This is a genomic window from Brevundimonas sp. PAMC22021, from assembly GCF_019443405.1.
Classification (GTDB): domain Bacteria; phylum Pseudomonadota; class Alphaproteobacteria; order Caulobacterales; family Caulobacteraceae; genus Brevundimonas.
Map to the genome: position 1 here is coordinate 2,706,554 of NZ_CP080376.1, position 25,554 is coordinate 2,732,107.

Below are 25,554 nucleotides of genomic sequence, written 5' to 3' on the forward strand. Positions count from 1 at the left end.
CGGGCATTGCCGCGCCATGTCCGACGCCGCTTCCGCCGATCCCGCCGTCTACGCCGGTCCCCGCCGCATCCTGTCCGGCATCCAGGCCTCGGGCGCCCTGCACCTGGGCAACTATCTGGGCGCATTGAAGCGGTTCACGGCGCTGCAGGAAACAGGCGCGCCGGTGTTCGTGTTCGTCGCCGACATGCACGCCATCACCGTGTGGCAGGACCCGCAGAAGCTGGCGGATCAGACGCGCGAGATCGCCGCCGCCTATCTGGCCTCGGGCCTTGACCCGGCCCGGTCGATCATCTTCCCGCAGTCGGCGGTGCGCGCGCACGCCGATCTCGCCTGGGTGTTCAACTGCGTCGCCCGCCTCGGCTGGCTGGATCGCATGACCCAGTTCAAGGAGAAATCGGGCAAGCACAAGGAGCGCGCCTCCGTCGGCCTCTACACCTATCCGGTGCTGCAGGCCGCCGATATCCTGCTGTACAAGGCGACGGAAGTGCCGGTCGGCGAGGACCAGAAGCAGCATCTGGAGCTGACCCGCGACATTGCCGCCAAGTTCAATACCGACTTCGGCGTGCCCGGCTTCTTTCCCCAGCCCGAACCGGTGATTCACGGACCGGCGACGCGGGTCATGTCCCTGCGCGACGGCTCGGCCAAGATGAGCAAGTCCGATCCTTCGGACCAGAGCCGGATCAACCTGACCGACGACGCCGACACTATCGCCGCCAAGATCCGCAAGGCGCGGACAGATGCCGAGCCGCTGCCCGACAGCCTGGACGGCCTGGCCGAACGGCCCGAGGCGCGCAACCTGGTGGCCATCTATGCCGCGCTGGCCAACACCAGCCGCGAGGCGGTGGTGGAGCAGTTCGCAGGCCAGGGCTTCGGCGCCTTCAAGCCGGCGCTGGCCGACCTGGCCGTCGAGGCGCTGGCGCCGGTCACCGCCGAGATGCGCCGGCTGATGAACGATCCGGCCGAGATCGACCGCGTCCTGGCCGACGGCGCCGAACGCGCCGCCTCCGTCGCCGACCCGGTGGTCGAGGAGGTCAAGCGCATCGTCGGCTTCTGGCGCGCCTGATCTAGACGGTCGGAGAGACGTCCTCGAGGAAGGCGCCGAAGCGGCGGATCGCCTCGTCGGCAAGGGCCGGGTCGTGGCGCATGGGGCCGATGTTGGACGGCTCGTCGAAGGCGTGGGTGCCCTCGGCGATCCAGCTTTCGACCTCGGCCCCGCAGTTGCGGATCAGGGCGTTGACGTGCTCGGCGTTCCTGACGGTGGTCAGGTGGTCGCGGCGGCAGGTCACGGCCAGAACGCGCGGACAATGCCGCCAGGCCTTTAGGCGGTTGAAGGCGAACGGACCGACGTAGGGGTAGGCCAGCCACACCGCCTTGACGCCCTTGAGCGAACAGGCGCCTGCGTCGCTGAGACCCAGCGCGCCCCGGCGGTTCGGATCGGCGGTCATGGCCTCCATGATCGACCAGCCGCCGTGGCTCCATCCGGCCAGGACGATCCGGTCCGGATCGACATCGGGCCGCCGCGACACGCCGTGCAGCGCCGCCAGGATGTCGCCGCCGCGCTCATAGCCGCGAAGGGTCAGGCCGGTGCAGACCCCTGCGACGGCCGCCGCTCGGCCGATGCCGCGATGGCTGTAGGAATCCACCACAAACGCCCGCCACCCCAGCGCCTTGGCCGCCTCCGCATAGCGCGGCAGATGGGCGCGCAAGCCGCCGCAGCCGTGAAACAGCAGCACCGCCGGACGCGGCCGATCGTCCTCCGGCCCGACCACGGCGACGTGCGGCTCAAGGCGCGCCCAGCGGCTTTGCAGGCTGTCCATGGCGCGGTCAGTGCCGGAAGACGCGCACGCCGGTGAAGGCCATGGCGATGTTGCGTTCGTCGGCGACGGCGATGACCTCGTCGTCGCGGATCGATCCGCCGGGCTGGATCACCGCCGTGGCGCCTGCCGCGACCGCTTCCAACAGGCCATCGGCGAAGGGGAAGAAGGCCTCGGACGCACAGGCCGAGCCCTGCGCCAGCGAATGGGCCAACCCCTTGGCCTCGCCGGCCTCCTTGGCCCGGATAGCGGCGATGCGCGCCGAGTCGCGGCGGTTCATCTGGCCGGCGCCGATGCCGGCGGTCTGGCCGTCCTTGGCGTAGACGATGGCGTTGGACTTGACGTGCTTGGCCACGGTGAAGGCGAACAGCATGTCGGCGATCTCGGTCGGCGAAGGCGCGCGGCGCGTGACTATCTTCAGGTCCTCGGGCTTGATCAACGACCCATCACGAGATTGGACCAGGAACCCTCCAGCAACCGAGCGGAACACTTCGCCTGCGCCCAACGGATTGGGCAGCCCGTCGGTGATCAGCAGGCGCAGGTTCTTCTTGGCGGCGAAGACGGCGCGGGCCTCCTCGTCGGCCCCCGGGGCGATCACCACCTCGGTGAAGATGCCGGTGATGGCGCGCGCCGCCTCGCCCGTCAGCGGCCGGTTGACCGCGATCACGCCGCCAAAGGCCGACACCGGATCGCACTCCAGCGCGCGGGCGTAGGCCTCAGACAGGTCATTCCCGACCGCGACGCCGCACGGGTTGGCGTGCTTGACGATGACGCAGGCGGGCGTCTCGAACTCGGCCACCAGCTCATAGGCCGCATCGGCGTCGGCGATGTTGTTGTAGCCCAATTCCTTGCCCTGCACCTGTTCGGCGTGGGCCACGCCCGGCCGACGCTCTCCCGTACGGTAGAAGGCGCCGGTCTGGTGCGGGTTCTCGCCGTAGCGCAGGGTCTGGGCCAGCGTGCCCGCGATCGACTTGCGGGCGGGCGCAGCGTCTTCCAGCTGCCCGGCGAACCAGGTCGAGACGGCGGCGTCATAGGCGGCGGTGCGGGCGAAGGCGCGGGCGGCCAGGCGCTTGCGCAGCTCAAGCGAGGTCGATCCGGCCGTCTTCAGCGCCTCAAGGATCAGGCCGATGGACTCGCCGTCCACGGCGACGGCGACGTAGCCGTGGTTCTTCGATCCCGAACGGATCATGGCCGGGCCGCCGATGTCGATGTTCTCGATGGCCGCCTCGAAGCCGCCCTTTTCCCCAGGCTTGGCCGCCTCCACCGTCCTTTCGAACGGATAGAGGTCGATCCAGACAATATCGATCGGGGCGATGCCGTGGGTCGTCATCGCCTCAGCATGATCGGCCGCGTCGCGCACGCCCAGCAGCCCTCCGTGCACCACGGGGTGCAGCGTCTTGACCCGGCCGTCCATCATCTCGGGAAAGCCGGTCAGATCGGCCACGTCCTTGACCGGCAGGCCCAAGGCCGCGATCGCCGCACGGGTGCCGCCGGTGGAGACCAGCTCGACGCCGGCGTCATGCAGGGCGCGCGCTGCGTCATCCAGCCCCGCCTTGTCCGAAAGCGAGATCAGCGCGCGCGCAGGCTTCACCGCATCGGGCGCGGGCGGAAAGTCGGGAGCGGCGGGCATGGCGGCGTCCGTGAATGGCTTGGAGGAGGATGGCGCGGCCTCTAGCATCGGGCGGCGGGTGCGTCACCCTTCGGGCGATGCGCTAGACCGGATCGTCGCTGGCGCCCGCGGGGCTCAGCTTCCAGCGGACCTTGGTTTCGGCGTCGGTGCGGGCCGAGCCGCGCACCACGATCTGCAGCGAGCGGCGGGTCAGGCCGGCGTCGATGTGGACGCTGGGTTCTATGGCGACATCCGGTCCGTCGGTGCGGAACCACCAGCCTCGACCCGACGCCCCGCGCAGCAGGATGGCGCGGCGGTCGCGGGACAGGGAGGCCTCCACGCCGGGCTCCAGGTGGAAGCGCGCGGCATAGGGGGCGGCGATGGCGCGCAGCACCTCGGGACGGCCGGGCGTCGGATAAATCCGCTCTTCGGCCCGCAGTTCGTCCAGGCGGGTGTCGAGATACAGCCGGCGCTGGTGCGTCAGGCCGAACGGCTCGACCCAGCCGTCGTGGTCCATCTCAAGCCACACGGCGCCCTCGCCGTCGCGCTGGCTGACATGGACGGCGTAGGGGCGACCGGCGAGGCGCGGCCCCAGCAGTTCGGCCTTCCAACCGCCCAGCGGTTCGTTCAGCGACCGCTCGCCCAGCGTCAGGGTGGAATGGGCCGGGGTCAGGCGCAGGGCCTGGCGATCGGTGGAGCGCGGCGTCCAGCCCGAGCCGGTGATCAGCCGATCCCGTCCGCAGGTGATCTCCAGCGCCAGCGGCTGGGCGCAGGCGGTGGAGCCCCAGGCGCCGTACGCCGCCGGGGCCGCATCGGCCACCACGGCCAGAAGCGGACTGGAGAGGCGATACAGGCCGCCGACCACGCCCGAGGTCCTGTGGGCCTCCATGTCCTCGTCGTGCGCCAGGGCGGCCGAAAGCCGAGCCGTGGTCGAGGGGCCTCCGCCCTGGAAGCTGGCGAGGCGTGCGTCCGGCAGAGTCAGCAGGCGCACGGCCTCCGTCAGGCGGGCGATGGCGCGGCCGACCGGTTCGGGCGCGGGCTCCGACAGCTGGGCCAGGGCGTCGTCCAGCGACAGGAGGTCGAGCAGCAGCTCCAGCGCCGCCTCGGGCGAGCGGCTCGCGTGCGATCCGTCGGCGTGAACCGTGGCCTGCAGGGCGGCGGGCAGGCTGGCGAGCGCGCGCCTGCGCAGACTGGCCCCGGCCACGCCAGACAGGACGCAACCGGCGATGGCCGCGGCGATAGAACGCTCAGCACGGCTGGCCAGGCCGCCCGGCGGGCGCAGCAGCTGCCGCGCCTGGCGCGCCAGCGTGTCGGAAAGGCGAAGGCGCTCGGCCTCCGTCGCCACCGCCCCCATGCGGCGCGCCGCGCAGGACAGGTTGATGACGCGCCGCGGCAGGGTCTCGGGACCCCAGGCGAACGGCGACCAGCGTGCGAAATGATCGGCCCAGCTCAGGGTCAGGCGCACGGCCTCGCGCGCGCCGCGCTCGCCCTGGCTCATCAGGGCCGGCAACCAGTTAAAGGCGTGCAGCTCGACCGCGAAGGGGCGGGACGGGCTGGGGCGACCCCAGGGATCGGCCGGCGCCTCGGCCTCCAGCGTCGCGCCGGCCAGGGTGAAGCGGCCCTTCAGCAGGGCCTTGCCCGGCGCCGGATCGTGCGGGCGGAAATCGCGGGGGGTGGCGGCGAAGCTGGTGGACTTGGCCCCGCCCAGGGTCAGGGTGTAGCCCGGCAGACCATAGAGCTCGATCCAGAGCTGCCGGGTCAGGAGACGCCCGACAATGGCCGGCCACAGGCTGAGGGCGGTCTGGACCTCGCCGTCGCGTACGGGGGTTCGAACCGGCGCGCCCGGCAGGCCGGGAATGGCGCCTGCGCCCACATCAGGACCCGTCGGCTGACGCGGGGCGAAGGGCCCAAGCGGGCTCACGCCGGCGCCTGCGCCTTCAAGGCGGCGATGTTCGAGGCGTAGGCGTCCGCCCCGCCCTTGAACACGAATGAGCCTGCGACCAGGGCGTCCGCGCCGGCGGACACGCACGAAGCGGCGTTGGCCGAGGTCACGCCGCCGTCAACCTGCAGATGCGCGGGCGACCCGGCCCGGTCCAGAATGGCCCGGGCGCGCTCGATCTTGTGCAGGGCGCTGTCCACAAAGGCCTGACCGCCAAAGCCCGGATTGACCGACATGATCAGCACCAGATCGACCAGATCGACGACCTCTTCCAGGATCGAAAGCGGCGTGCCCGGATTGAACACGATCCCGGCCTTGGCGCCCAGTTGGCGAATCCGGCCGAGCGTCCGGTGCAGGTGCGGCCCGCTTTCAGGATGGACGCTGAGGATGTCGGCGCCGGCCGCGCGGTAGGCTTCCAGCCACGGATCGACCGGAGCGACCATCAGGTGGACGTCGAACGGCAGCGCCGTATGCGGCCGGATCGCCTTCACGATGTCGGGGCCCATGGTTAGGTTCGGCACAAAATGGCCGTCCATGACGTCGACGTGGATCCAGTCCGCCCCCGCCGCCTCGAGCGTCCGCACCTCCTCGCCCAGACGGGCGAAGTCGCTGGCGAGAATGGATGGGCAGATCAGCGGCGCGGTCATGCCTCTTCGGATAAGGCGGCTCCTCGTCCGGGGCAAGGCGGCGCGCTTAAGCTGTGCGCTCCAGTCGGGCGGCGAAGAAGCCGTCGAGGCCGCCGCGCTCGGGCCAGAAGGAGGGCAGGATGCGCAGCCAGCCTTCTGGCGTCAGGGCCTCGGGCGGGCAGCCGAGAGCCGCAGGGTCGGCCGGGACGGTGCGGAACGACGGGTTGCGGCGCAGAAAGGCGATGACCTGGGTCTCGCCCTCTTCACGCTCCAGAGAGCAGGTGCAGTAGACCATGCGACCGCCGGGCTTCACCCGCGCGGCGGCGGCGTCGAGCAGCCGGTGCTGCACGTCGGCCAGCTTGGCCACGTCGGCGGGGCGGGTGGCGCGCAGCACTTCCGGGTTGCGGCGGAAGGTGCCGGTGGCGGTGCAGGGCGCGTCCAGCAGCAAGGCGTCGAACTGGCGGGCGTCTTCCCAATCCTCGGCCGGGGTGGCGACGACCTCGGCGGACAGGCCGGTGCGCTCGAGGTTCTGCGTCAGGCGCTTCAGCCGTGGGGCCGAGCGGTCGAGGGCCGTGACCGTAGCGCCGGCGGCGGCGAGCTGCAGCGTCTTGCCGCCGGGCGCCGCGCACATGTCCAGCGCGGTCTCGCCGGCTTGAGCGTCCAGCAGTCGAGCGGGGATGGCGGCGGCCGCGTCCTGCACCCACCAGTCGCCGGTCTCGAAGCCGGGCCAGGACGCGACATCGCCGCGCCGGCTGGTGCGAACGGTTCCGCCGGGAAGGACCTCGCCTTCCAGCGCATCGGCCGCGGCGGCCGGATCGGCTGAGGGCTTGAGGCTGAGGTCGGTCGGCGGCTCCTCGCGGGCGGCGAGCGCCAATCCTTCCAGCGCGGCCTCGCCCCAGGTCGCGCGCCACCGCGCGGAAATCCAGTCCGGCAGGTTGGAGACAGCGGTGGTCAGTCCGGGGCCGTCGCGGTCGATGCCGCGCAGCACGGCGTTGACCAGGTTCTTGTAGGGCCGGGTCTTTGGATCGCGCTCGGCCAGCTTCACGGCGGTGGAGACGGCGGCGAAGGCCGGCGTACGCAGCACCAGGGTCTGGGCCAGCGCGACGCGCAGCAGGGTGCGCACGGCGTCGGGCGGCGACTTCTGCAATCGACGATCCAGAATCTGATCGATCTCGCCCAGACGGCGCAGGGCGGCCATGGCGACGGCGCGGGCGAAGGCGCGGTCCGCGGGGGGCAGGGCGCGCGCGGGCGCCTGGCCCAGCGTCTCGTCCAGGCCGTTGCGCGTCTCCAGCGCCGCGTTCAGCAAGAGGCCGGCGACCACGCGCGCCTCGACGCCGATGTCGTCCTGCGGCGCCGCCTCCGCCGGCGGCGAGGCCGGACGCGGCTTGCCCTTGGTCGCGAGCCTGCGTCCGCGCGCCTCGGAACTCTGGCCCGGCCGGGCGCCAGGCCCCTTCATACGGCGACCTGCGCGCCGAGCTCGACCACGCGGCCGGGCGGGATGTGGAAGAAGTCGGTCGGATTGGCGGCGTTGCGCATCAGGAAGATGAACAGCCGGTCCTGCCACAGCGGCATGCCCTGGCGCGCCGACGGGATCAGCGAACGGCGGCCGAGGAAGAAGCTGGTCGACATGATGTCGAACTTCAGCCCCTGCTTGCGGCACAGACCCAGCGCGCGCGGCACGTTGGGCGTCTCCATGAAGCCGTAGGTGACGGTCAGCCGCTTGAAGTCGTCGTTGATCGGCTCCATCCGCACGCGGTCCTTCTCGCGGACGCGCGGCCGCTCGGAGGTGCGCACGGTTAGGACGATGTTCTTTTCGTGCAGCACCTTGTTGTGCTTGAGGTTGTGCATCAGGGCGACGGGCGCGACATCCGGATCCGAGGTCAGGAAGATGGCGGTGCCGGGCGCGCGGTGCGGCGGGCGCGCCTGCAGCATCTCGATCAGATCGCCCAGCGGCAGGCTGTCCTTGCGGGTCTTGGCCGTCAGGATCTGGGTGCCGCGCACCCAGGTCCACATCACCAGCACCAGCACGGCGCCCAGAACCAACGGCATCCAGGCGCCGTCGGGAATCTTCAGCAGGTTGGAGGTCAGGAAGACGGTGTCGATGAAGGCGAACGGGATCAGCGTCCCCGCCACCGCCCACATCGGCCATTTCCAGCCCTTGGTGATGACGAAATAGGCCATCAGAGTGTTGACCAGCATGGTGCCGGTTACCGCCACGCCATAGGCGGCGGTCAGGTTGTGCGAGCTCTGGAACACGACCAGCAGCACCAGCACCCCGATCATCAGGAAGCTGTTGACCGCCGGCACGAAGATCTGTCCCGCCTGGGTTTCAGATGTGTTCCTGATGTCGATGCGGGGCAGGAGGCCCAACTGCACCGCCTGCTGCGTCACCGAGAACGCCCCGGTGATCACGGCCTGGGACGCGATCACGGTGGCGGCGGTGGCCAGCGCCAGCATCGGCCAATAGATGACCTGCGGCACCATGCTCCAGAACGGATTCTCGGAGGCGCCCGGGTTGTCCAGGATCATGGCGCCCTGGCCCAGGTAGTTCAGCGTCAGGCACGGCAGCACGAAATAGAGCCAGCCGGCCTGGATCGGCGCCTTTCCGAAGTGGCCCATGTCGGCATAGAGCGCCTCGGCGCCCGTCACCGCCAAGAACACGCTGCCCAGGATGATGAAGCCCAGAAATCCGTCTTCGATCAGCAGCTGAACGCCATAGTGCGGCGACAGGGCGCGCAGGATTGAGATGTCGTCAAAGATGTGGATCAGGCCCAGCACGCCCAGGCTCAGGAACCAGACGGCGGTGATCGGCCCGAACAGCTTGGCCAGGCCTGCGGTGCCGCGCGACTGGACCATGAACAGGGCGATCAGGATGCCGGCCGCGACCGGCACGATGAAGGGGTCCATGGCGGTGCCCACGCCCGGCGCGTCCTGTACGCCCTCGATCGCCGACAGGACCGAGATCGCCGGGGTGATGATGCCGTCGCCGTAGAACAGAGCGGCGCCGCACACGCCCAGCATGAAGATCCAGGCGCTGCGGCGGCCGACCGCGTGCTGAGCCAGGGCCATCAGCGACAGGGTGCCGCCCTCGCCCTTGTTATCCGCACGCATCAGAAAGAAGACGTATTTGAACGTCACCACCACCATCAGCGCCCAAAAGGCGAGGGACACTACGCCGACCACGGCCAGGTCGCCGCCGACGCCGCCGCGCGCATGATCAATGGCCTCGCGCAGCGCGTAGAGGGGGCTGGTGCCGATGTCGCCGAACACGACGCCGATGGCGCCCAGCGTCAGCGCCCAGAAGCCGCCGTGCGCCACGGTCTGGCCGCCGGGGACATGCGCCTCGGGCGTAACGGTCGCCGACGTGCCGGAAGCGGGTGTGGGCGTGGCGGCGGCGCCGTCCGACCCGAGGGGAGCATCCCCTGTCATGCCTGATCTCCGGGCGCCGCTTCTGGAGCGGGCCTTCAAAGCGGCGAGGGCTTTAGGCGCATTCCTGTCGCCGTTCAATCGCACACACGCCGATGGGTTGCGAGCGGCTGTCGCAGGCCCGTTTGTGATTCGAGGCGCGAACGCCTATTTTGGACGTTGATCATGTCAGACAGCCAGCGTTTCCCCGTCGCCGCCCACGCCCTGGCCTATATGGCCCACAAGGGCGCGTTCGGCCCTGCGCAAGCGGCACCCAGCGCCCTGCTGGCCGCCTCGGTGCCCACCAACCCGGTTGTGGTGCGCCGCGTCACGGCCTTGCTGGCCAAGGCCGGGCTGATCGCCACGCGCCCCGGCGCGACCGGCGGCTCCTGGCTGTTGCGCCAACCGGCAGACATCCGGCTGGACGAGGTGCTGAGGGCGGTCAACGGCTGTGCGCACCTGGGTTCGACGCCGGCGGGCGCCAAGGGCTGTCCGGTCGGCGAGCACATCCCGCGCCAGGTGGCCAAGGCGCTGACGGCCGCCGACGAGGCCGCAAGCGAAGCCCTGTCCAAGATCACCATCGCCGATCTTCTGGCGAGCGATCCCGCATCACTGAGAGGATTCGCACCGCATTCGTCCTGCCCGCTGGCGGCGGGGGAGCCGGCAAGCGATGCGGACGCCGTCGCGGCCTGACCCGTTGTCCCGCACCGTCCTGGTCACCGGCGCCTCGGCCGGGATCGGCAAGGCGCTGGCCAGGGTCTATGCGACCGAGGGCTGGGACCTGATCCTGACCGCGCGGCGGATCGAGCCTCTGGAGGCTCTGGCGCAGGAACTGCGCCGAACCGGCCGCGCCGTGCATGTGCTGCCGCAGGACCTGGCCGATCCCGCCGCGCCCGAACGGCTGCAGGCCGAGGTGGAGGCGCGCGGGTTGAGCGTCGATGGCCTGATCAACAATGCGGGGTTCAGCCGGGTCACGGGCTTTCTTCACACCGATCTGCAGGCGCATCGGGACATGCTGCAGGTCATGTTGACGGCTCCGGTCGTGCTGTCGCGCCTGTTCCTGCCCGGCATGGTCGACAGGGGCTTCGGGCGGGTGCTGAACGTGGCCTCGCTAGCCGGTCAGATGCCGGCGACGGGCGGCGACACCCTGTATGGTCCGATCAAGAGCTTTCTGATCAAGGCCTCGCAGGGGCTGCATCTGGAGACGCTGGGGACGGGCGTGCACGTCACCGTGCTGAACCCCGGCTACACCCTGACCGAGTTCCATGACGTCAACGGCTCTCGCGATCAGGTCTCGCGCGCCTATCCGAAGTGGATGTGGATGGACGCGGAACGGGTGGCCCGCATCGGCCATCAGGCCTGCGAGGCGAACCGGCCCAGCGTCACGCCGGGCGCGATGAACAACGTCATGGCCGGATTGGCTCGCTTCCTGCCCGACGGAATGGCGCTGAAAATGACGGCCAACCATGCCCGAAGGCTGGCGCGACTCTAAGGGTTCAGTGGCCGCCGGTCGGATAGGGCGCGGTGACCGATCCGGAGATCATGCCGGGAATGGCCTCCGACAGGCCCAGCAGCAGGAACTGGATGGCCAGGGCGCACAGGATCAGACCCAGCACCCGCACCACGATGGCCATGCCCACATCGCCCAGCACGCGGCTGATCGGCCCGGTGGCGGCGAAGCAGACAAAGATGGCGATCGCCGCGGCGACGATCGCGACCACCCCGGCCGCCTGACCCGCCGGACCGATGCGCGCCGCCTCGCCCGCCTGAATGATGATGGTGGAGATGGCCCCCGGCCCGATCAGCAGCGGCATGGCGAAGGGCACCACCAGACGCTGGAACCGCCTGCGGGCATAGCCGCGCACGTCCTTGGCGTCGGCCACGGCGTCGGCGTCCTTGAACATGGTCAGGAAATCGCCGCGCGTCATGTCGAGCCCCAGCAGCAGCAGCAGAATGCCGCCCGCGATGCGGAACGCCGCCAGAGAGATGCCGAAGAACTGCAGCAGCGCCAGGCCGGTGAAGAAGAAAAAGCCGAGGAAGCCGACGATGAACAGGCACATCAGGGCGGAGACCGAGGTGCGCTGCCTCAGATTCGCGCCGGCGGTGGCGGCGGCGAAGATCGGCACATTGCCGATGGGATCCAGGAGGGCGAACAGGGCCACGAACAGGTTGACACCCAGATCGACCGCGTCCATCGCCTGCCCTCGCCCTGAAACCCCACACGCCGGACGATCCGACGCGAGCAAGCGTTGGCATAGCCGGTCAGCGCGAGTCCGTCGATGACCCCAGCCCCCGATCCCCGCCTGATCTGCGCCCTGGATACGCCGACGACAGCCGAGGCGCGGGCGCTTGTCGATCAGCTGAGCGACGCGATCGGCTTCTACAAGATCGGGCTGCAGCTGTTCGCGGCGGGCGGCATGGACCTGGCGCGCGAACTGAAGGCCGAGGGGCGGCAGGTGTTCCTCGACTGGAAGCTGCACGACATCGGCGCGACGGTGGAAAAGGCGGCGGCGAACCTGGCCGGCTCCGGGTGCGACCTGCTGACGGTTCATGCCCGGCCGCAGGTGATGGCGGCGGCGGCGCGGGGCGTGCAGGGTTCTGGACTCAAGGTGCTGGGCGTCACCGTGCTGACCAGCCTGACGGCCGAGCACGTGCGCGCCGACGATCACAGCCTGTCGCCGGCCGATCTGGTCGCCTTGCGAGTGCGCCAGGCGCTGGACGCCGGGATCGACGGGGTGGTGTCCAGCCCGCAAGAGGCGGCGCGGGTGCGCGAGATCGCGCGCGCGTCGGGCCGCGACGACTTCCTGATCGTCACTCCGGGCGTGCGTCCCGAAGGTTCAGCCGCCGACGACCAGGCGCGGGCGGCGACGCCTCAGGCGGCGCTGAAGGCCGGCGCGACCCACCTGGTGATCGGCCGGCCGATCACGGCGGCGGCCGATCCGCAAGCCGTGGCCCGAGCGATCGCCGAAACCATCGCCCGGCTCTAAGGCGTCAGCCCCGCTCGCCCGGCTCTTGCCGGTAGTTATGAGGGGGAGGGGGCGGAGGAGGAGGAGGAGGGGGCGGCGGCGCGGCCTCTTCGAGCCCATAGTACTGATTGGGCGTGGGCGGCGCATCATAGGGGATCGGCTCGGGCGCGGGCGCATAGACCGGCGGCGGCGCGATCACCTGCGGCGGCGGCGCATAAACCTGAGCCGGGGCGACGTGGACGTCGGCGGGCGCGACATGCACCTCGGCCGGAGCGACGTTGACGCGCGACGGCTCCACATAGACGGGCGTCGGCTCCACATAGACCTGAGACGGCGCGACGTTCACGTCCGGCGGCGTCACATAGACGGGCGAGGGCCGCACATGGACCGGCGGCGCCTGCACGTACACGGGCGGCGACTGCACATGGACAGGCGGGGCGTCCACATAGACCGGCGGCTGCTGGATGTAGACAGGCGGCGCGGACCGATAGCCGCCGCGCTGCTCGTAGCGTTCTTCGTAGCGATAGCCGCCGCCCTGCGCGGGATAGCAGCGGCAGTCCTCGCGGTAACCGCCGCGATAGCCCCCGGAATAGCCATAGGGACGCCAGCCGATGTAGTCGCGGCCGAATCCGTGCACCGGATAGCCGACCGGCGCGCTGACCGGCGGGCGCCCGTGCAGGGGCAGCGCCGGCGACACCACATAGCCGGCGTAGCCGCCGCCTGCGTACCCGCCCTCGGCATAGCCGCCGCCGCTGTAGAAGGTCCCGCCGCCAACCGCGCCCGAGCCATAGCCGTACCCATAGCCATAGGCGCTGGATGAGGCGCTGGAGTAGCTGCTGGCGCGCGCCATGCTGTAGGACGAGGCCCGGGCGCGGGCGTCGATGTTCACATTGACGTTGTTGTGGCCGCTCCAGCCACCGCCGCCGCAGCGCGCGCCGCAGCCTCCGCCGCCATGGCCTCCGCCATGACCCCCGCCATGACCGAAGTCGCCGGCGACGGCGGGCGCCGCGCCCAGCGTCAGGGCCGCCGCGGCGGCGAGCAGAACCGAATGTGTCGTCACGGGACAGCCTCCTCTAAGTCGAAGGAGCCATGGCAAGCCCGGCGCCAGATGCTTGACAAGAGGTTAACGCGGCTGGCGGGGATTTGCACGGGCGCGCCGCCCGCGCGTCTTCAGGCCTCGGTGTCGTCCAGGCGGCCGGGCTGCGGACGACGCTCGTTCGAGCCGGAGTATTCCGCGCCGAGATAGGCGGATCGCGCGGCGTCCAGCACGGGCGGCCCACCGCGCAGGCCGCGCTTCTGCCCAGCCTGTCCCATCTGCTGGGCCGCAAAGGCGGCGGCCGCGTCGACGCCGGCGCCCGCCGCATGCGGAGGCGAGGCTTCGCCTTTCGCCTCGGCGTCGTCGGCCGCTGGCGTCGCGGCCGTGAGGACGGGAAGGCGCGAGGTCTCAGGCGCGCGACGCTCGCCGTCACGGCGTTCGACCTTGCGCCGGTCGGTCGATGACAGCGGTCCGATGCGATCCACCGGTCGGGTCATCTCGGCCTCGCTTCCGTGGGCGCCAGCCGATCCAGCCTGGCGCGCATCTCGTCCATCTGCTGTCGGATCTCGGCCAGCGAACCCTGCATCTCGTCGGCGGCCGGCGTCGGTCGCGGGCCGGGCCTTGCAAGCGACGCCTCCAGGTCGCCGGGCGACGCAGCGCCCCGACCGTGGATGCCGATCAATCGCCGCAGAAAGGCGGCGGGCAACACGGGCTCGCCCCGGCTCTCCTGCTCATAAAGGACGTGCATCAACACCTGCCGGGTCAGGTCGTCGTGGGTGCGGGCGTCCTCGACCACGAACCGGACCTCCTCGCGCACCATTCGCGCGAGGTCGTCGAGCGTGACATAGGCGCTGCGCCGCGTGTCGTAGAGGCGGCGGTTGGCGTATTTGCGGATCACGACGATGTCGGCGCCGTCGCTGCTTCCACCCGGGTTCGTCTTCCTCGCCACGCTTGTTCTCGCGCCTGCTGCGCGATCACTATCCCGCAAGCCGACGGGAAGCGCCAGTCGGCTCGACAGCTTCAGCTCAAGGCGGCCGGCGCCAGAACCACGCCCACCAGCACCGCGGCCCAGTGCACGCCGGCGCCCGCCACGACAAAGCCATGCCAGATTGCGCGCCGGTACTTCACCCGGGGGCTGATGAAGACAAAGACGCCGGCGGTGTAGATCAGCCCGCCCAGCACCAGAAGGCCCAAGGCCAGCGGATGCACGGTCTCCAGCATCGGCTTCAGCGCCAGAACCGCCAGCCAGCCGAACAGCACATAGACCCCGCTCCAGAAGGCGTCGGAAATGCGCGGCGCCAAAAGCTTGGTCCCGACGCCCGCGAACGCCAGCGTCCAGACCAGCAGGGTGAAGCCGACGGCCCAAGCGCCCTCGAACCGCTGGGTGGTGAAGGGGGTGTAGCTGCCGGCGATCATCAGAAAGATCGCCGCTTCGTCCATGCGGCGCAGCACCGGCCGCGCCGCACAGGGCTTGGCCAGATTGTAGAGGGTCGAGGCGCTCAGCATGGCGACCATGCACACGGCGTAAATCGCCGTGGCGATGGCGGGACCGACGCCAGCGTAAAGCACCGCCAGAACCGCCAGGACCACACCCCCCAAGGCGGCGAACGCCAGGCCGACGGCGTGAACCCAGAGGTCGGCCAGGCGCTCGGATCGCGTGCTGTAATGCTCGATCATGTCGAGCTCGTCCGGCGTGCAGACGTGGACCACTAGCTTTTTCAGCGCGTCCTTCATGCCGGATAAATCGAGCGCAGGCCGTGTTTGTTCCCGCCCAGCCAGCAGCGGCTCAGCCCCAGGGTCCGCGCGGCGAGGGCGTGGCCGGCACGCCGGTGGTGGCGGATGATCGACGAGGCGACGGCTCGGACGTCGCCGGTCGGCTTCGCGGCGCCATGCGCGCGGCCTGCTCGGTCAGGGCGCGCACGCGGTTGGCCGTGGCCGGATGGGTCGAGAACAGGTTGTCGGCGCCTCGCCCCGCCAGGGGATTGATGATGAACAGCTGGCCCGAGGCGGGATTGCGCTCGGCCGTCGGATTGCTGATCCGACGCGCCCATCCGTCAATCTTCTGCAGCGCCGAAGCCAGGGCTTGCGGATCGCCGGCGATCTCGGCCCCGATCCGATCGGCCTCGTACTCGCGCGCGCGGCTGATCGCCATCTGCACCAGGCCGGCGGCCATCGGCGCCAGGATCATCAGCGCCAGGGTTCCGATCAGGCCGCCCGGCCGCTCGCGGTCCTCTCCGCCGCCAAAGAACAGGGCGAAGTTGGCCAGGGCGGCGATGGCGCCCGCGACCGTCGCGGTCACCGTCATGGTCAGGGTGTCGCGGTTCTTCACATGGGCAAGCTCGTGCGCCATGACGCCGCGCACCTCGTCGCGTGTCAGCATGTCCAGGAGGCCCGTGGTCGCGCACACCACCGCGTTGTCGGGACTGCGGCCGGTGGCGAAGGCGTTGGGCTGATCGCTGGGGATGATGGCGATTCGCGGCTGCGGCAGGCCGGCGCCCTGCGCCATCTCCCGGATGTCGGCGACATAGTTGCGCACCACCGCGTTCGGATGCGCCTCGTCGACCGGCTGGGCGCGATACATCTTCAGCACCAGCTTGTCGGCGTTCCAGTAGCTGAACAGGTTCATGCCGCCGGCCAGCAACAGGGCGATCGCCATGCCGCCTGCCCCGCCGATCAGGTAGCCGAGCCCGGCGAACAGCGCCGTCAGCACGCCCAGAAGAACAAAGGTCCTGGCGTGGTTCATCATCGTCGGTCCTCCTCTTCCTTTGTGGATCGTCATGGCAGGACAGGCCTGGACGCCTATCTGAGAGGATCAACGCACGTCCTCAAGGGAGCCGCCCTGTGACCGAACATCCCACCCCAGACGTCGATGTGGACCAGGCTGCGGCCGGTCTGAACGCCGACGTGCCGCATGCGACCGCCGATCGGCCGCTCAGCGAAGCGGCGCGGCGCGCCTTGCTTGAAGCGGCCGAGCGCCGCGCCCAGGCCGAGCAGGTCCAGGTGCTAGACGAGCACGGCGGACCTGCCGGGCCGGAGCCGACGCGCTACGGCGACTGGGAGAAGAAGGGCCTGGCGATCGACTTCTGAGCAGGTCTCAGCCCCGGAAGTCCAGGTCGCGGCGCGAAGCGACGATGGTGACGATGAAGCCCGCCAGCACGTCCAGCAGCACCATCACGAGGATCAGGAAAAAGGTTGAGGTCGCAAACCCGCGCAGCAGCAGGAACTCGATCAGGCAGACCACGAACAGGATCATCGACAGGGCGTGATTGACGATGGCCGCGCGGTGGCTGGCCGTCGATTTCAAGAGCTCGAAGAACAGGATGACCAGGCCCGTGAACAGGATCAGGTCGCCCACCCCCACGCTCCATTGCGCGCCGGACGCCATGGTCACCGTGAACAGCGGATCGCGCAAAATGGCGTCCGCCTGGGCCATGCCGACGTCCGATCCGTTGAACAGCACCACGATGTTGTACAGCGCCACCGGGATCAGCAGCAGCGGCAGGGCGGCCAGCATCGAAGGGTCCTCATTAGAGCGGCTTCGCCTTGTGCATAAACCGCTTCGAGGCCGATCAACAACGGCGCTGGGGGATCAGGCGCGGGGAAACCGACCCGCACGGCTGAGCGCCGAGGGCGCGGGGCGTCCGATCCGCTCGCCGATCCAGCGAGCGGTCTCGATCAGGGCGTCGAGGTCGTAGCCGGTGCTGAACCCCGCCCGCTCCAGCATATAGACCAGGTCCTCGGTGGCGATGTTGCCGGTGGCGCCCGGCGCGAAGGGGCAGCCGCCGATGCCGCCGCAACTGGCGTCCAGCACGTCGATCCCGGCCTCCACGCCCGCATGGGCGTTGGCCAGGCCGGTGTTGCGCGTGTCGTGAAAGTGAAGGCGCAGACGCGCGTCGGGCGCCGCACGCCGGGCGCCCTCGATCACTCGCGTCACCGACCAGGGATCGCCGGCGCCGATGGTGTCGGCAAGGGCGATCTCCTCGACGCCCAGCGCACCGACCCGGGTGACGATGTCGGCGACCCGATCCGACGACACCTCCCCCTCGAACGGGCAGCCCCAGACGCAGGACAGGGTGACGCTGAGCCGTGGGGTCGCGTCCGCGTCATCCCGCCGCCGCGCGACGATAGCCTCCAGCATTGCGATCTGGTCGGCGACCGCCAGGCCCTGGTTGCGCAGGCCGAAGCCGTCGGTCACGGCCATGGCCAGGTTGATCTCGTCCACGCCGCTGGCCAAGGCTCGGTCGTAGCCGCGTGTATTGAGAGCGAGACCGATACGGCTGCGTCCGTCCTCGCGCGGCAGGGCTTGCATGACCTCCTCCGCCCCGGCCATCTGCGGCACGATCCGCGGATTGACGAAGGACGCCGCCTCGATCCGGCGCGCGCCCGCCTGTTCCAGCCGGCGAACGAAGTCGGCCCGTTCCGTCGGCGCGAGAATGGCCGTTTCGTTCTGCAGCCCGTCGCGCGGGGCGACCTCGACAATCTGGATGTAACGGTTCAAGACGGTCTCCCAGCGCGTGAATCAAGGCTTGTTGGCCTTCGAGACGCTGTAGCACAGGCGCCACGGTGTTGCGCCACGGCGACTTCGCGCCCGCGCCGCCTCGACTCCGGCAAGCTCCGCTGTTATGGACGCCCGAGGCGAACCGATCGCCGAAGACTTTATCAGAAAGCGAGGGACCTCCCCTATGCGTATGAAGACACTCGTTCTGGCCTCCAGCGCAGCAGCGGCCCTGGCCCTGTCCGCCGGCGCGGCTTCGGCGGAGCCGGATGGCTGGTACGGCGCGATTGACGCGGGTTATCAGTTCATTGAGCCGATCAACATCGAGTCGGAAGCGAACGGCTCGAACTTCAACATCGACGTGAACGACGGCTGGGCGGCGTTTGCGCGTCTGGGCTACCGGTTCAACCCGAACTGGCGCGTGGAGCTTGAAGGCGGCTATCGTTCGGGCGACATCGGCACGGTTCGCGCCGTGTCGGGCACCCAGGGCGTGTGCAACTTCGCTCCGGCGACGGGCCCCTGCTATTCGCCGGAAGGCGACCTCGAGTCCGCCACCCTGATGGCCAACGTCATCTATGACTTCGGCTTCGAATACTGGGGTCTGCGTCCGTTCGTGGGTCTGGGCGCCGGCGCCAACTACGTCAACACCGACTTCGCCGGTCGTCTGCGCGCCACCCCGGCGGTGGGCTTCGTGGCCGACGACAGCTCGACCAAGTTCGCCGCCCAGGCGATCGCGGGCGTCGCCTTCGCCGTTGGCGAGCGCGCCAACATCGACCTGACCTACCGCTACCTGACCAGCGACCTGGAGTTCGATACGGTCACCGGCGGTACGGGCGCTCCGAACTTCGGCACCTTTGACGGCGACTACGACGAGAGCCACACGGTGACGCTGGGCCTGCGCTACAGCTTCGGCGCCGAGCCGGTCGCGCCTCCCCCGCCCCCGCCGCCTCCGCCTCCGCCTCCGCCGCCTCCGCCCCCGCCGCCTCCGCCGCCTCCGGCTCCGGCGACCCCGCAGGCCCGTCAGTTCGTGGTCTACTTCGACTGGGATCGCTCGGACCTGACGGCGGAAGCCCGCTCGGTGGTGACGCAGGCCGCCAACTACGCCAAGTCGGGCCGTCCGACCCGCGTGCTGGTGGTCGGCCACGCCGACACTTCCGGCTCGGCCGCCTACAACGTCGGCCTGTCGAACCGCCGCGCCCGCACCGTGGCTGACGCCATGGTCGCCCAAGGCGTGTCGGGCGGCGTGGTGTCGCTGGACGGCCGCGGCGAAACCCAGCTGGCTCGCGCCACCGCCGACGGCGTGCGCGAACCGCTGAACCGTCGCGCCACCGTCGACATCAACTTCTAAGACCCAAGCCATGGACAAGAGGATCGGCCAAACCGGTCCTCTTGCTCACCGGCCGGATCCAGAAGACCGATGACGAACATCAGGCCGTCGCTCCACAACCGGAGCGACGGCCTTTTGCGTAGCGGGCTCTATCGGCTTTGAAGTGGGTGCGCCGCGGGACCGACCGGCTGCGGTCGACAAGGGCTTGGACTACGGCCGGGCACGTCCGGACCGATCCAGGTCCGATCGCCAGGGCCTGAGGCCAGCGTCTTCTGCGGGTTGAAGCGAAGACGAGGGCGGTGCGTTGGACAGATCGGGCAGCAGGCGCGACCCCGCGCCGATGACCAGGGCGGCGACGATCACGGCGGACAAGACGGCGACCACCGCCAGTCTCAATCCCTGCCCGAGATCATCCGTCCATGTCGCCACGATCCGCCCCCTGCGTCCTGCGCGCTTAGCGGAATCATGCCTGGCGGGTGCGTGCAAGTCACGGAACGGTGTGAGCCAAACAAAAGGGAGCAGAGCCGAGGCGCCGCTCCCTTCGTGATCTATCCTGGCTGAACGATCAGCCGCGGAATGGACGGATCAGGATTTCGACCCGTCGGTTCTGGGCCTTGCCCTGCACCGTGTCGTTGGAGGCCACAGGATTGCGGGCGCTGTTGCCGGCGACGAACAGCCGTTCGGCCAGGACCCCGCGCCGCACCAGTTCGCCCGCCACGCTGGAGGCGCGACGTTCAGACAGCGGCTGATTGATCGCATCGCCGCCGGAGGAATCGGTGTGGCCGATGATGTCCACGGTGGACTGATCATACTGCTGCAGCACGCGCGCCACGTCGTCCAGGACCGGGGTGAAGCCCGGATCGATCGAATACTGGTTGGTCGCGAAGGTGACGTCCGACGGCATGCGCAGCACCAGATTGTCGCCCTGGCGAGCGACGCCCACGCCGGTGCCGGACAACTCCGCTTCCAGAGCGCGCTGCTGACGATCCATGTACTGGCCGACCGCCGCCCCGCCCAGGGCGCCGATGCCCGCGCCGATCAGCGCGTTCTTGCGGCCTTCCTCGCCGCTGTCGGTGTTGGTCAGATAGCCGAGCGCGGCGCCGCCCAGCGCCCCGAGCAGGGCGCCGGTTCCGGTGTTGTTGCGGCGCGGCGCGGAGCTGTAGGGGTCGGTCGTTGTGCAGGCGGAGGCGCCCAACAGGGCGGCGAGGCTGACGCCGATCACGGCCGTGCGGGTGGCGAACTTGGCGCGCATGGCGACGGTTCCTTCTTGGATGATGAGTGCGCGGGAAACGCGAGGCTTACCGTGAAGGTTCCTGCCTGTACCCGAGATGAACAGGATCGCCGCCTGGCCTGACAAGTGGCGGCTTTGCGCGTATGCAGCCGCCAGACGCCGAACAGGGATCAAGAACCGTGACCCAGACATCCGCCGCTTCGGGCATCCAGCCCGTGTCGATGACGCTGTACGACCGCGACTTCCAGCGGTTCTCAGACGAACTGGGCGGCTCGTTCCAGCGGTATGGGTTCGCGGTCGTGGCCGATCATGGCCTGGACGAGCCGGTGATCGAGGCGGCGATCGATGACGCCAAGGCTTTTTTCGCCCTGCCCGAAGAGGTCAAGCGTCAGTACCACGTGCCCGGAACCGGCGGCGCGCGGGGGTTGACGCCGTTCGGGGTCGAGGCGGCCAAGGGCGCGGCGGCGGTGGACCTGAAGGAGTTCTGGCACGTCGGGCGCGAACTGCCGGAAGGACATCCCTATCGCCGCTATATGCGCGACAACCTGTGGCCGACCGAGGTCGAGGGTTTCCGCCAGCACCTGTACGGCATGTTCACGGCCATGGACGACCTCGGCCGCAAGATCCTGCGCGCCATCGCCCGCTACCTGAAGCTCGGCGACGACTTCTTCGACGACAAGGTCGAGATGGGCAACAGCGTCCTGCGCATGCTGCACTATCCGCCGGTGCCGGCCGACGCGCCGGGCGTACGCGCCGGCGCGCACGAGGACATCAACGTCATCACCCTGCTGCTGGGCGCCGAAGAGGCAGGGCTGCAGCTGAAGGAAAGGGACGGCAGCTGGCTGGATATCGCGCCGCCGCCGGGCGCTCTGGTGGTCAACATCGGCGACATGCTGCAGCGGCTGACCAATCACGTCCTGCCGTCGACGACCCATCGCGTGGTCAATCCTGCAGCCGAGCGGCGCGGCTTTGCGCGTTACTCGACGCCGTTCTTTCTGCACTTCAACCCGGATTTCGTGATCGAAAGCCTGCCGTCCGCGGTCACGCCGGACAATCCCGATCGCTACGCCGGGAAGGCGATCACGGCCGAGGACTATCTGACCGAGCGGCTACGCGAAATCCGGCTGATCTGACGATCAACCGGGGGCTGGCGCTATTTCGAGATGCGCAGCCGGGTGATGTCGCGACCGATTTCCTGAAAAGCGGTTTTCAGATCAGCCCCGGTGCCGGCGTTGAACGAGCGATCCGCAGAGGTGGCGCACCGCGCCATCAGCTCGCCGGCGGAGTCGATGTCGCCACTGAGATTGGCGGCCGCCGGAATGTCGAAGCCGACTGTATAGACCACCACACCCTTGGCCTTCATGGCCTGACACAGCGCAAAGGCCTGGGCGAAGGGCGAGCCGTTGGACGCCGGCTGGTTGATGTGGGTGTTGGTGGCGCCGCTGCCCGTTCCAGCGTCCGAAGCGATGACGCCTCGGAAGTAGGGCGTGTTGAACTCGCCGTCCGTCATCAGCACCACGCTCTTCAGCGTTTCGGCGGTGTTGTAGGCGGCGGGGGCCGAGGCGCCGGACCATACGCCGAATGTGGGCGACACCAGATACCAGGCCCACGCCAGCCCGATGTGTCCCGCGGTCGATCCCACGGCCACGAACTCGTCGATCTCGTCGGTCAGCGTCTTCTTGGCGCTGGTCAGCGGCACGACGCCGCGCGAGGGGCAATCGTTGTCCGGTCCCGGATAGTTGCGACCCACGCGGGTGCTGCTCGACGTCGGAGCCGCGTCGCTGTAGGCGGCGGAGCCCGCGCGCTCGCTGACGCAGGTGCTCGACGCAAAGCTGCTGAAGCCGCCGTCCGCGTTGACGAACATGCGGGTCTGGCACCCGTCCGCTGTGCACGCCGTCTTGCCACCGCTGGTGTAGGTGGTCCCGCCCTTGACGGCGTTGGCCAAGGACGAGGCGCGCGGCGGCGCCAAAGTCAGCGTGGAGCCGTCAACGCCGTTCACCCGTAGAGTCACGTCGTTCAGTTGCGCCAGACCGCCCATGGACGTCAGGTGAGCGACGTCGCCCAGGGTGCTCAGGCCATGACCCGATGCGGTCATCACCACCGAACAGTCGGATCGGGCGCATTTGGCGACATAGGCCTCGCCGCTGAAGCTGGAATAGTTGCTGCTGTTGATCCCTTTCAGCTCGAACTTGTTGCTGGAGGTGTCATCGACCGTAAAGGGGCCGCTGTTCAGCGCCGTCATCCGCTCCGAGCTCCAGATCACGACCTTGTCGCCCTTGACGAAGCCGTGATTGGAGGCGGTCACCACCGCCGGATAGTCCCGCGTGATTCCGGTGATCGTCTTCACCGAACCGGTCAGCCAGGTCGCCGCCGAGATCGAGGCCGTGCCCGAGCCCAGCGTGCCGCGCACCGTGTTGGCGTAGGAACCGACGTTCACCCCCATGGAGTACGGCGCAAGCGCCACCTTGGAGTAGAACGGGGCCTGATTGGTCTGAACAACGATGTCGATCAGTTCCTTGGCGGCTGCTTGCAGGTCTTCCAGCTTGCTGGTCTTGGGACAGTTGCGGGTGCAGTTGTCCATGGATCCCGTGATGTCCAGCGCCAGCGCCACCTCGACGTTGCGCGAAGCCCGGTTCACCTCGGACTGCACGGTGACCGGCAGGTGATCGTCGAACACCCGGCCGTAGGGCGGCAGCACCACATTGGCGATCAGGGTGTTCACCTGAAGAGTGGCCTCCGCGACCACCACCTGGTTGGCGTCCAGGGTGAAGCTGGCGTCGCTGTCGTTGAACTCGCCCGCCCGCGAGGCCGTAAGATTGGCGCGCAAGGCGGCCAGGCCGACCTCGTTCAGGGTGGCGGCGTCGTTGGTGGGCGCGCGCGCGGCGGCCAGGGTGGCGGCGTCCAGCGCGTCCTGCAGATTCGAACGCGCGGTCGAGGCGCGCTGGTAGTCGATGCCGCCAAGCGACATCATGGCCACGACCGGCAGGCTGAAGGCGAAGATCATCGCCACATTGCCGCGCTCGTTCCCGCCCAGCCGACGGCTCAGGCGACAAAGGCGGGTGAAAAGGCCGTTGACCAAGGTCGTCTTCCCCATCGGGCGCAACTTGCCCGTCTGCGGAAGGATGCGCCGGCGCGGTCAAGAAACCGCTACCGGCGAGGGTTAACGAACGATGTTCCGCGTCAAGCCGCCGACCAGCCGCAGCCATGTCCGCGGTTCTGCTCGATCAGCCAGGTGTTCAGCGGCGCGAAATAGTCGGCGATGGCCGAGGCGTCATTGGTGGTCTCGCCCGTGAACGCCTGCATCGCCTCGGGCCATGGGCGCGACTGGCCCATCTCCAGCATGGCGTTGAAACGCTGTCCGACCTCCGTGTTCCCATAGATGGAGCAGCGGTGCAGCGGCCCGGTCCAGCCCGCCTGCTGGCAGGCCGCGCGGTGGAACTGGAACTGGTAGATGTGGGCCAGGAAGTAGCGGGTGTAGGGCGTGTTGCCGGGCACGTGGTATTTCGCGCCGGGATCAAAGGCGTCGGCCGGACGCGGTCCAGGCGGGACCAGGCCTTGGTAGCGCAGCATGTCCGCGTTCCAGGCCGCGTTATACTGTTCCGGTGTCGTCTCGCCCGAGAACACGCCCCAGCGCCAGCGATCGACCATCAGGCCGAACGGCAGAAAGGCGATCTTGTCCAAGGCCATCTTCAGCAGGAAGGGGATGTCTTCTTCCGCGCCCGGCGTGGTCTGCAACAGGCCGATCTGGTTCAGATAGGTGGGCGTCAGCGCCGACAGGCCGACGAAATCGCCGATGGCCTCGTGGAAGCCGTCGTTGGCGCCGTTCCGGAACAGCATCGGCTGGTTCTTGTAGGCGCGCTGATAGACGTTGTGCCCCAGCTCATGGTGCACGGTGTAGAAGTCGTCGCCGTTGACGTTGGTGCACATCTTGATGCGGATGTCGTCGGCGTTGTCGATATCCCAAGCCGAGGCATGGCAAACCACCTCGCGGTCGCGCGGCCGGGTGATCATCGACCGCTCCCAGAAGGTCTGCGGCAAGGGCGCGACGCCCATCGAGACGTAGAAATTCTCGCCCGTCTTGACCATCTTCAGCGGGTCGTAGTCGGCGGTCTTCAGCAGTTCGGTCAGGTCGTAGGACGAGCGGCCGCCCTCGACCGGGGCGACCACGTCATAGATGTTGCCCCACTGCTGCGACCACATGTTGCCCAGGAGGTCGGCTCGGATCGGCCCCTGGTCCGGCTGGACCGCATCGCCGTACTTGGCGTTCAGTCGGCCGCGCACATAGCAGTGCAGGTTTTCGTAGAACGGCTTCACCTGAGCCCAAAGCCGGTCGGTCTCGGCGGCGAAGGCGTCCGGCGCCATGTCGTAGCCCGACCGCCACAGCGCGCCCGTGTCCGCATAGCCCAGCTCCCGCGCGCCCTCGTTGGCGATGGCGACCATGCGGGCGTAGTCGGCCCTCATCACCGGCGAAATGGTGCGCCAGCCCTCGTACAGCGCCTTGGTCTCGGCCGGGTCGCGGCTGTCGGCGAGGATCAGCGAGGCCTCGTCCAGGGTGATCGGCTTGCCCTTGAAGTCGAACTTGCCCGTGGAATAGGTCGAGTCCAGCCGCGTGGTGATCTGGGCCAGTTCGTCGGCCGCGCCCGGGCGGTTCGGCGCCGGCAGCACCAGGGCCTGGCGCAGCAGGTTCAGCTTGCGCCGCACATCAGGGGCGACCTCGACGTCGTTGAAGCGGGCGGCGCCGTTGGCGGCCTGAACGCCGAACTCGGTCATCTCGGCGTTGACCTTGGCCTCCAGCCACATGGTGTCGAAGGTGATGTTGGTGGCGCGGGTCCAGGCGACGCGGGAGGCGTACTCGCTGAGTTCGGCGTATTTCGCCTCGGTTTCGGCGACAAAGGCGGCGGCGCCTTCGGCGGTCGCCGGATAGGCTGCCGCTGCGCTCGCGGCCGTGTTCTCGGGCAGCGGCGTCACGGCCGGCCCGCCGCCATCGGCGTAGCGTTCGGTCGGCTGGGGCGTGGTGGAAGCGCAGCCTGCGGTGAAAGACAGGGCGCAGACCGCGACGGCGGCCATCAGCTGACGCTTCATGGTGTTCTCCTCCTCGAGCGGGTG

General features: G+C 69.3%; 25 protein-coding genes. 7 read left to right on the forward strand and 18 right to left on the reverse strand.

All coding sequences use genetic code 11. The features are described 5' to 3' along the window. Positions 1-16 precede the first annotated feature (16 nt). A complete protein-coding gene (trpS, locus tag KY493_RS13340) occupies positions 17-1,063 on the forward strand; it encodes a tryptophan--tRNA ligase (protein WP_219896805.1) in 1,047 nt (348 codons plus the stop codon). A 1-nt stretch (position 1,064) separates the two neighbouring features. On the opposite strand, the gene KY493_RS13345 is transcribed toward trpS, so the two are convergent. The 6 genes from KY493_RS13345 to KY493_RS13370 all read right to left on the reverse strand — a co-directional run bounded on the left by KY493_RS13345 (position 1,065) and on the right by KY493_RS13370 (position 9,417). Then, complete coding sequence (locus KY493_RS13345; RefSeq protein ID WP_219896806.1) at positions 1,065-1,817, reverse strand: dienelactone hydrolase family protein; 753 nt, start codon at positions 1,815-1,817, stop codon at positions 1,065-1,067. A gap of 7 nt (positions 1,818-1,824) precedes the next feature. After that, positions 1,825-3,444, reverse strand: coding sequence for a bifunctional phosphoribosylaminoimidazolecarboxamide formyltransferase/IMP cyclohydrolase (gene purH, locus KY493_RS13350; protein WP_219896807.1), 1,620 nt, complete (start codon positions 3,442-3,444; stop codon positions 1,825-1,827). An 82-nt stretch (positions 3,445-3,526) separates the two neighbouring features. Continuing rightward, positions 3,527-5,344 carry a heparinase II/III family protein gene (locus KY493_RS13355; protein WP_219896808.1) on the reverse strand — a complete coding sequence of 606 codons (1,818 nt, stop codon included), beginning with the start codon at positions 5,342-5,344 and terminating at the stop codon, positions 3,527-3,529. Then, a complete protein-coding gene (gene rpe / locus KY493_RS13360) occupies positions 5,341-6,009 on the reverse strand; it encodes a ribulose-phosphate 3-epimerase (RefSeq protein WP_219896809.1) in 669 nt (222 codons plus the stop codon). Before rpe ends, KY493_RS13355 begins: the two co-directional genes overlap by 4 nt. Positions 6,010-6,055: 46 nt before the next feature. Then, entirely contained in the window at positions 6,056-7,444 is a 1,389-nt protein-coding gene (locus tag KY493_RS13365) for an RsmB/NOP family class I SAM-dependent RNA methyltransferase (RefSeq protein WP_219896810.1), read from the reverse strand. Further along, positions 7,441-9,417, reverse strand: coding sequence for a potassium transporter Kup (locus KY493_RS13370; protein ID WP_255567902.1), 1,977 nt, complete (start codon positions 9,415-9,417; stop codon positions 7,441-7,443). The genes KY493_RS13365 and KY493_RS13370 overlap by 4 nt, the downstream gene beginning before the upstream one ends. Positions 9,418-9,579: 162 nt before the next feature. Between KY493_RS13370 and KY493_RS13375 the strand changes: the two genes are divergently transcribed. After that, positions 9,580-10,086 (forward strand): Rrf2 family transcriptional regulator, encoded by a 507-nt coding sequence (locus tag KY493_RS13375; protein WP_219896811.1) that lies wholly within the window; start codon positions 9,580-9,582, stop codon positions 10,084-10,086. A 4-nt stretch (positions 10,087-10,090) separates the two neighbouring features. Continuing rightward, positions 10,091-10,885, forward strand: a complete 795-nt coding sequence (locus KY493_RS13380) for an SDR family oxidoreductase (RefSeq protein WP_255567903.1) — start codon at positions 10,091-10,093, stop codon at positions 10,883-10,885. Between the two features lie 4 nt (positions 10,886-10,889). On the opposite strand, the gene KY493_RS13385 is transcribed toward KY493_RS13380, so the two are convergent. After that, a complete protein-coding gene (locus KY493_RS13385) occupies positions 10,890-11,588 on the reverse strand; it encodes a MarC family protein (protein WP_219896813.1) in 699 nt (232 codons plus the stop codon). 84 nt (positions 11,589-11,672) lie between these two features. On the opposite strand from KY493_RS13385, the gene pyrF reads away from it, so the two are divergent. Continuing rightward, the gene (gene pyrF, locus KY493_RS13390; RefSeq protein WP_219896814.1) at positions 11,673-12,380 is read left to right on the forward strand and encodes an orotidine-5'-phosphate decarboxylase; all 708 of its coding nucleotides are present in this window, start codon (positions 11,673-11,675) and stop codon (positions 12,378-12,380) included. A 4-nt stretch (positions 12,381-12,384) separates the two neighbouring features. Here the strand turns inward: pyrF and KY493_RS13395 are convergent, their stop codons facing one another. From KY493_RS13395 to htpX, 5 genes are all read right to left on the reverse strand, one after another. Beyond that, entirely contained in the window at positions 12,385-13,419 is a 1,035-nt protein-coding gene (locus tag KY493_RS13395) for a hypothetical protein (RefSeq protein ID WP_219896815.1), read from the reverse strand. Positions 13,420-13,529: 110 nt separating this feature from the next. Next, positions 13,530-13,892 (reverse strand): hypothetical protein, encoded by a 363-nt coding sequence (locus tag KY493_RS14675; protein WP_219896816.1) that lies wholly within the window; start codon positions 13,890-13,892, stop codon positions 13,530-13,532. Continuing rightward, a complete protein-coding gene (locus KY493_RS13405) occupies positions 13,889-14,344 on the reverse strand; it encodes a polyhydroxyalkanoate synthesis regulator DNA-binding domain-containing protein (protein WP_255567904.1) in 456 nt (151 codons plus the stop codon). Before KY493_RS13405 ends, KY493_RS14675 begins: the two co-directional genes overlap by 4 nt. Before the next feature lie 71 nt (positions 14,345-14,415). Continuing rightward, positions 14,416-15,129 (reverse strand): hemolysin III family protein, encoded by a 714-nt coding sequence (locus tag KY493_RS13410; RefSeq protein ID WP_219896817.1) that lies wholly within the window; start codon positions 15,127-15,129, stop codon positions 14,416-14,418. A gap of 52 nt (positions 15,130-15,181) precedes the next feature. After that, positions 15,182-16,138, reverse strand: coding sequence for a zinc metalloprotease HtpX (gene htpX / locus KY493_RS13415; RefSeq protein WP_219898585.1), 957 nt, complete (start codon positions 16,136-16,138; stop codon positions 15,182-15,184). Between the two features lie 98 nt (positions 16,139-16,236). On the opposite strand from htpX, the gene KY493_RS13420 reads away from it, so the two are divergent. After that, positions 16,237-16,482, forward strand: a complete 246-nt coding sequence (locus KY493_RS13420; protein ID WP_219896818.1) for a DUF1674 domain-containing protein — start codon at positions 16,237-16,239, stop codon at positions 16,480-16,482. Between the two features lie 7 nt (positions 16,483-16,489). Here the strand turns inward: KY493_RS13420 and KY493_RS13425 are convergent, their stop codons facing one another. Continuing rightward, positions 16,490-16,909 (reverse strand): hypothetical protein, encoded by a 420-nt coding sequence (locus KY493_RS13425; RefSeq protein ID WP_219896819.1) that lies wholly within the window; start codon positions 16,907-16,909, stop codon positions 16,490-16,492. A 75-nt stretch (positions 16,910-16,984) separates the two neighbouring features. Further along, positions 16,985-17,893 (reverse strand): hydroxymethylglutaryl-CoA lyase, encoded by a 909-nt coding sequence (locus KY493_RS13430; protein WP_219896820.1) that lies wholly within the window; start codon positions 17,891-17,893, stop codon positions 16,985-16,987. A gap of 190 nt (positions 17,894-18,083) precedes the next feature. On the opposite strand from KY493_RS13430, the gene KY493_RS13435 reads away from it, so the two are divergent. Further along, entirely contained in the window at positions 18,084-19,238 is a 1,155-nt protein-coding gene (locus tag KY493_RS13435) for an OmpA family protein (protein WP_219898587.1), read from the forward strand. A gap of 189 nt (positions 19,239-19,427) precedes the next feature. On the opposite strand, the gene KY493_RS13440 is transcribed toward KY493_RS13435, so the two are convergent. Next, complete coding sequence (locus tag KY493_RS13440; RefSeq protein ID WP_219896821.1) at positions 19,428-19,646, reverse strand: hypothetical protein; 219 nt, start codon at positions 19,644-19,646, stop codon at positions 19,428-19,430. 136 nt (positions 19,647-19,782) lie between these two features. Next, the gene (locus KY493_RS13445) at positions 19,783-20,469 is read right to left on the reverse strand and encodes an OmpA family protein (protein WP_219896822.1); all 687 of its coding nucleotides are present in this window, start codon (positions 20,467-20,469) and stop codon (positions 19,783-19,785) included. 200 nt (positions 20,470-20,669) lie between these two features. On the opposite strand from KY493_RS13445, the gene KY493_RS13450 reads away from it, so the two are divergent. Continuing rightward, the gene (locus KY493_RS13450; protein ID WP_255568144.1) at positions 20,670-21,581 is read left to right on the forward strand and encodes an isopenicillin N synthase family oxygenase; all 912 of its coding nucleotides are present in this window, start codon (positions 20,670-20,672) and stop codon (positions 21,579-21,581) included. A 20-nt stretch (positions 21,582-21,601) separates the two neighbouring features. On the opposite strand, the gene KY493_RS13455 is transcribed toward KY493_RS13450, so the two are convergent. Together KY493_RS13455 and KY493_RS13460 are read right to left on the reverse strand one after the other, a co-directional pair. Then, positions 21,602-23,542, reverse strand: coding sequence for a pilus assembly protein TadG-related protein (locus tag KY493_RS13455; protein WP_219896824.1), 1,941 nt, complete (start codon positions 23,540-23,542; stop codon positions 21,602-21,604). 86 nt (positions 23,543-23,628) lie between these two features. Further along, complete coding sequence (locus tag KY493_RS13460) at positions 23,629-25,530, reverse strand: M2 family metallopeptidase (protein ID WP_219896825.1); 1,902 nt, start codon at positions 25,528-25,530, stop codon at positions 23,629-23,631. Positions 25,531-25,554 lie beyond the last annotated feature (24 nt).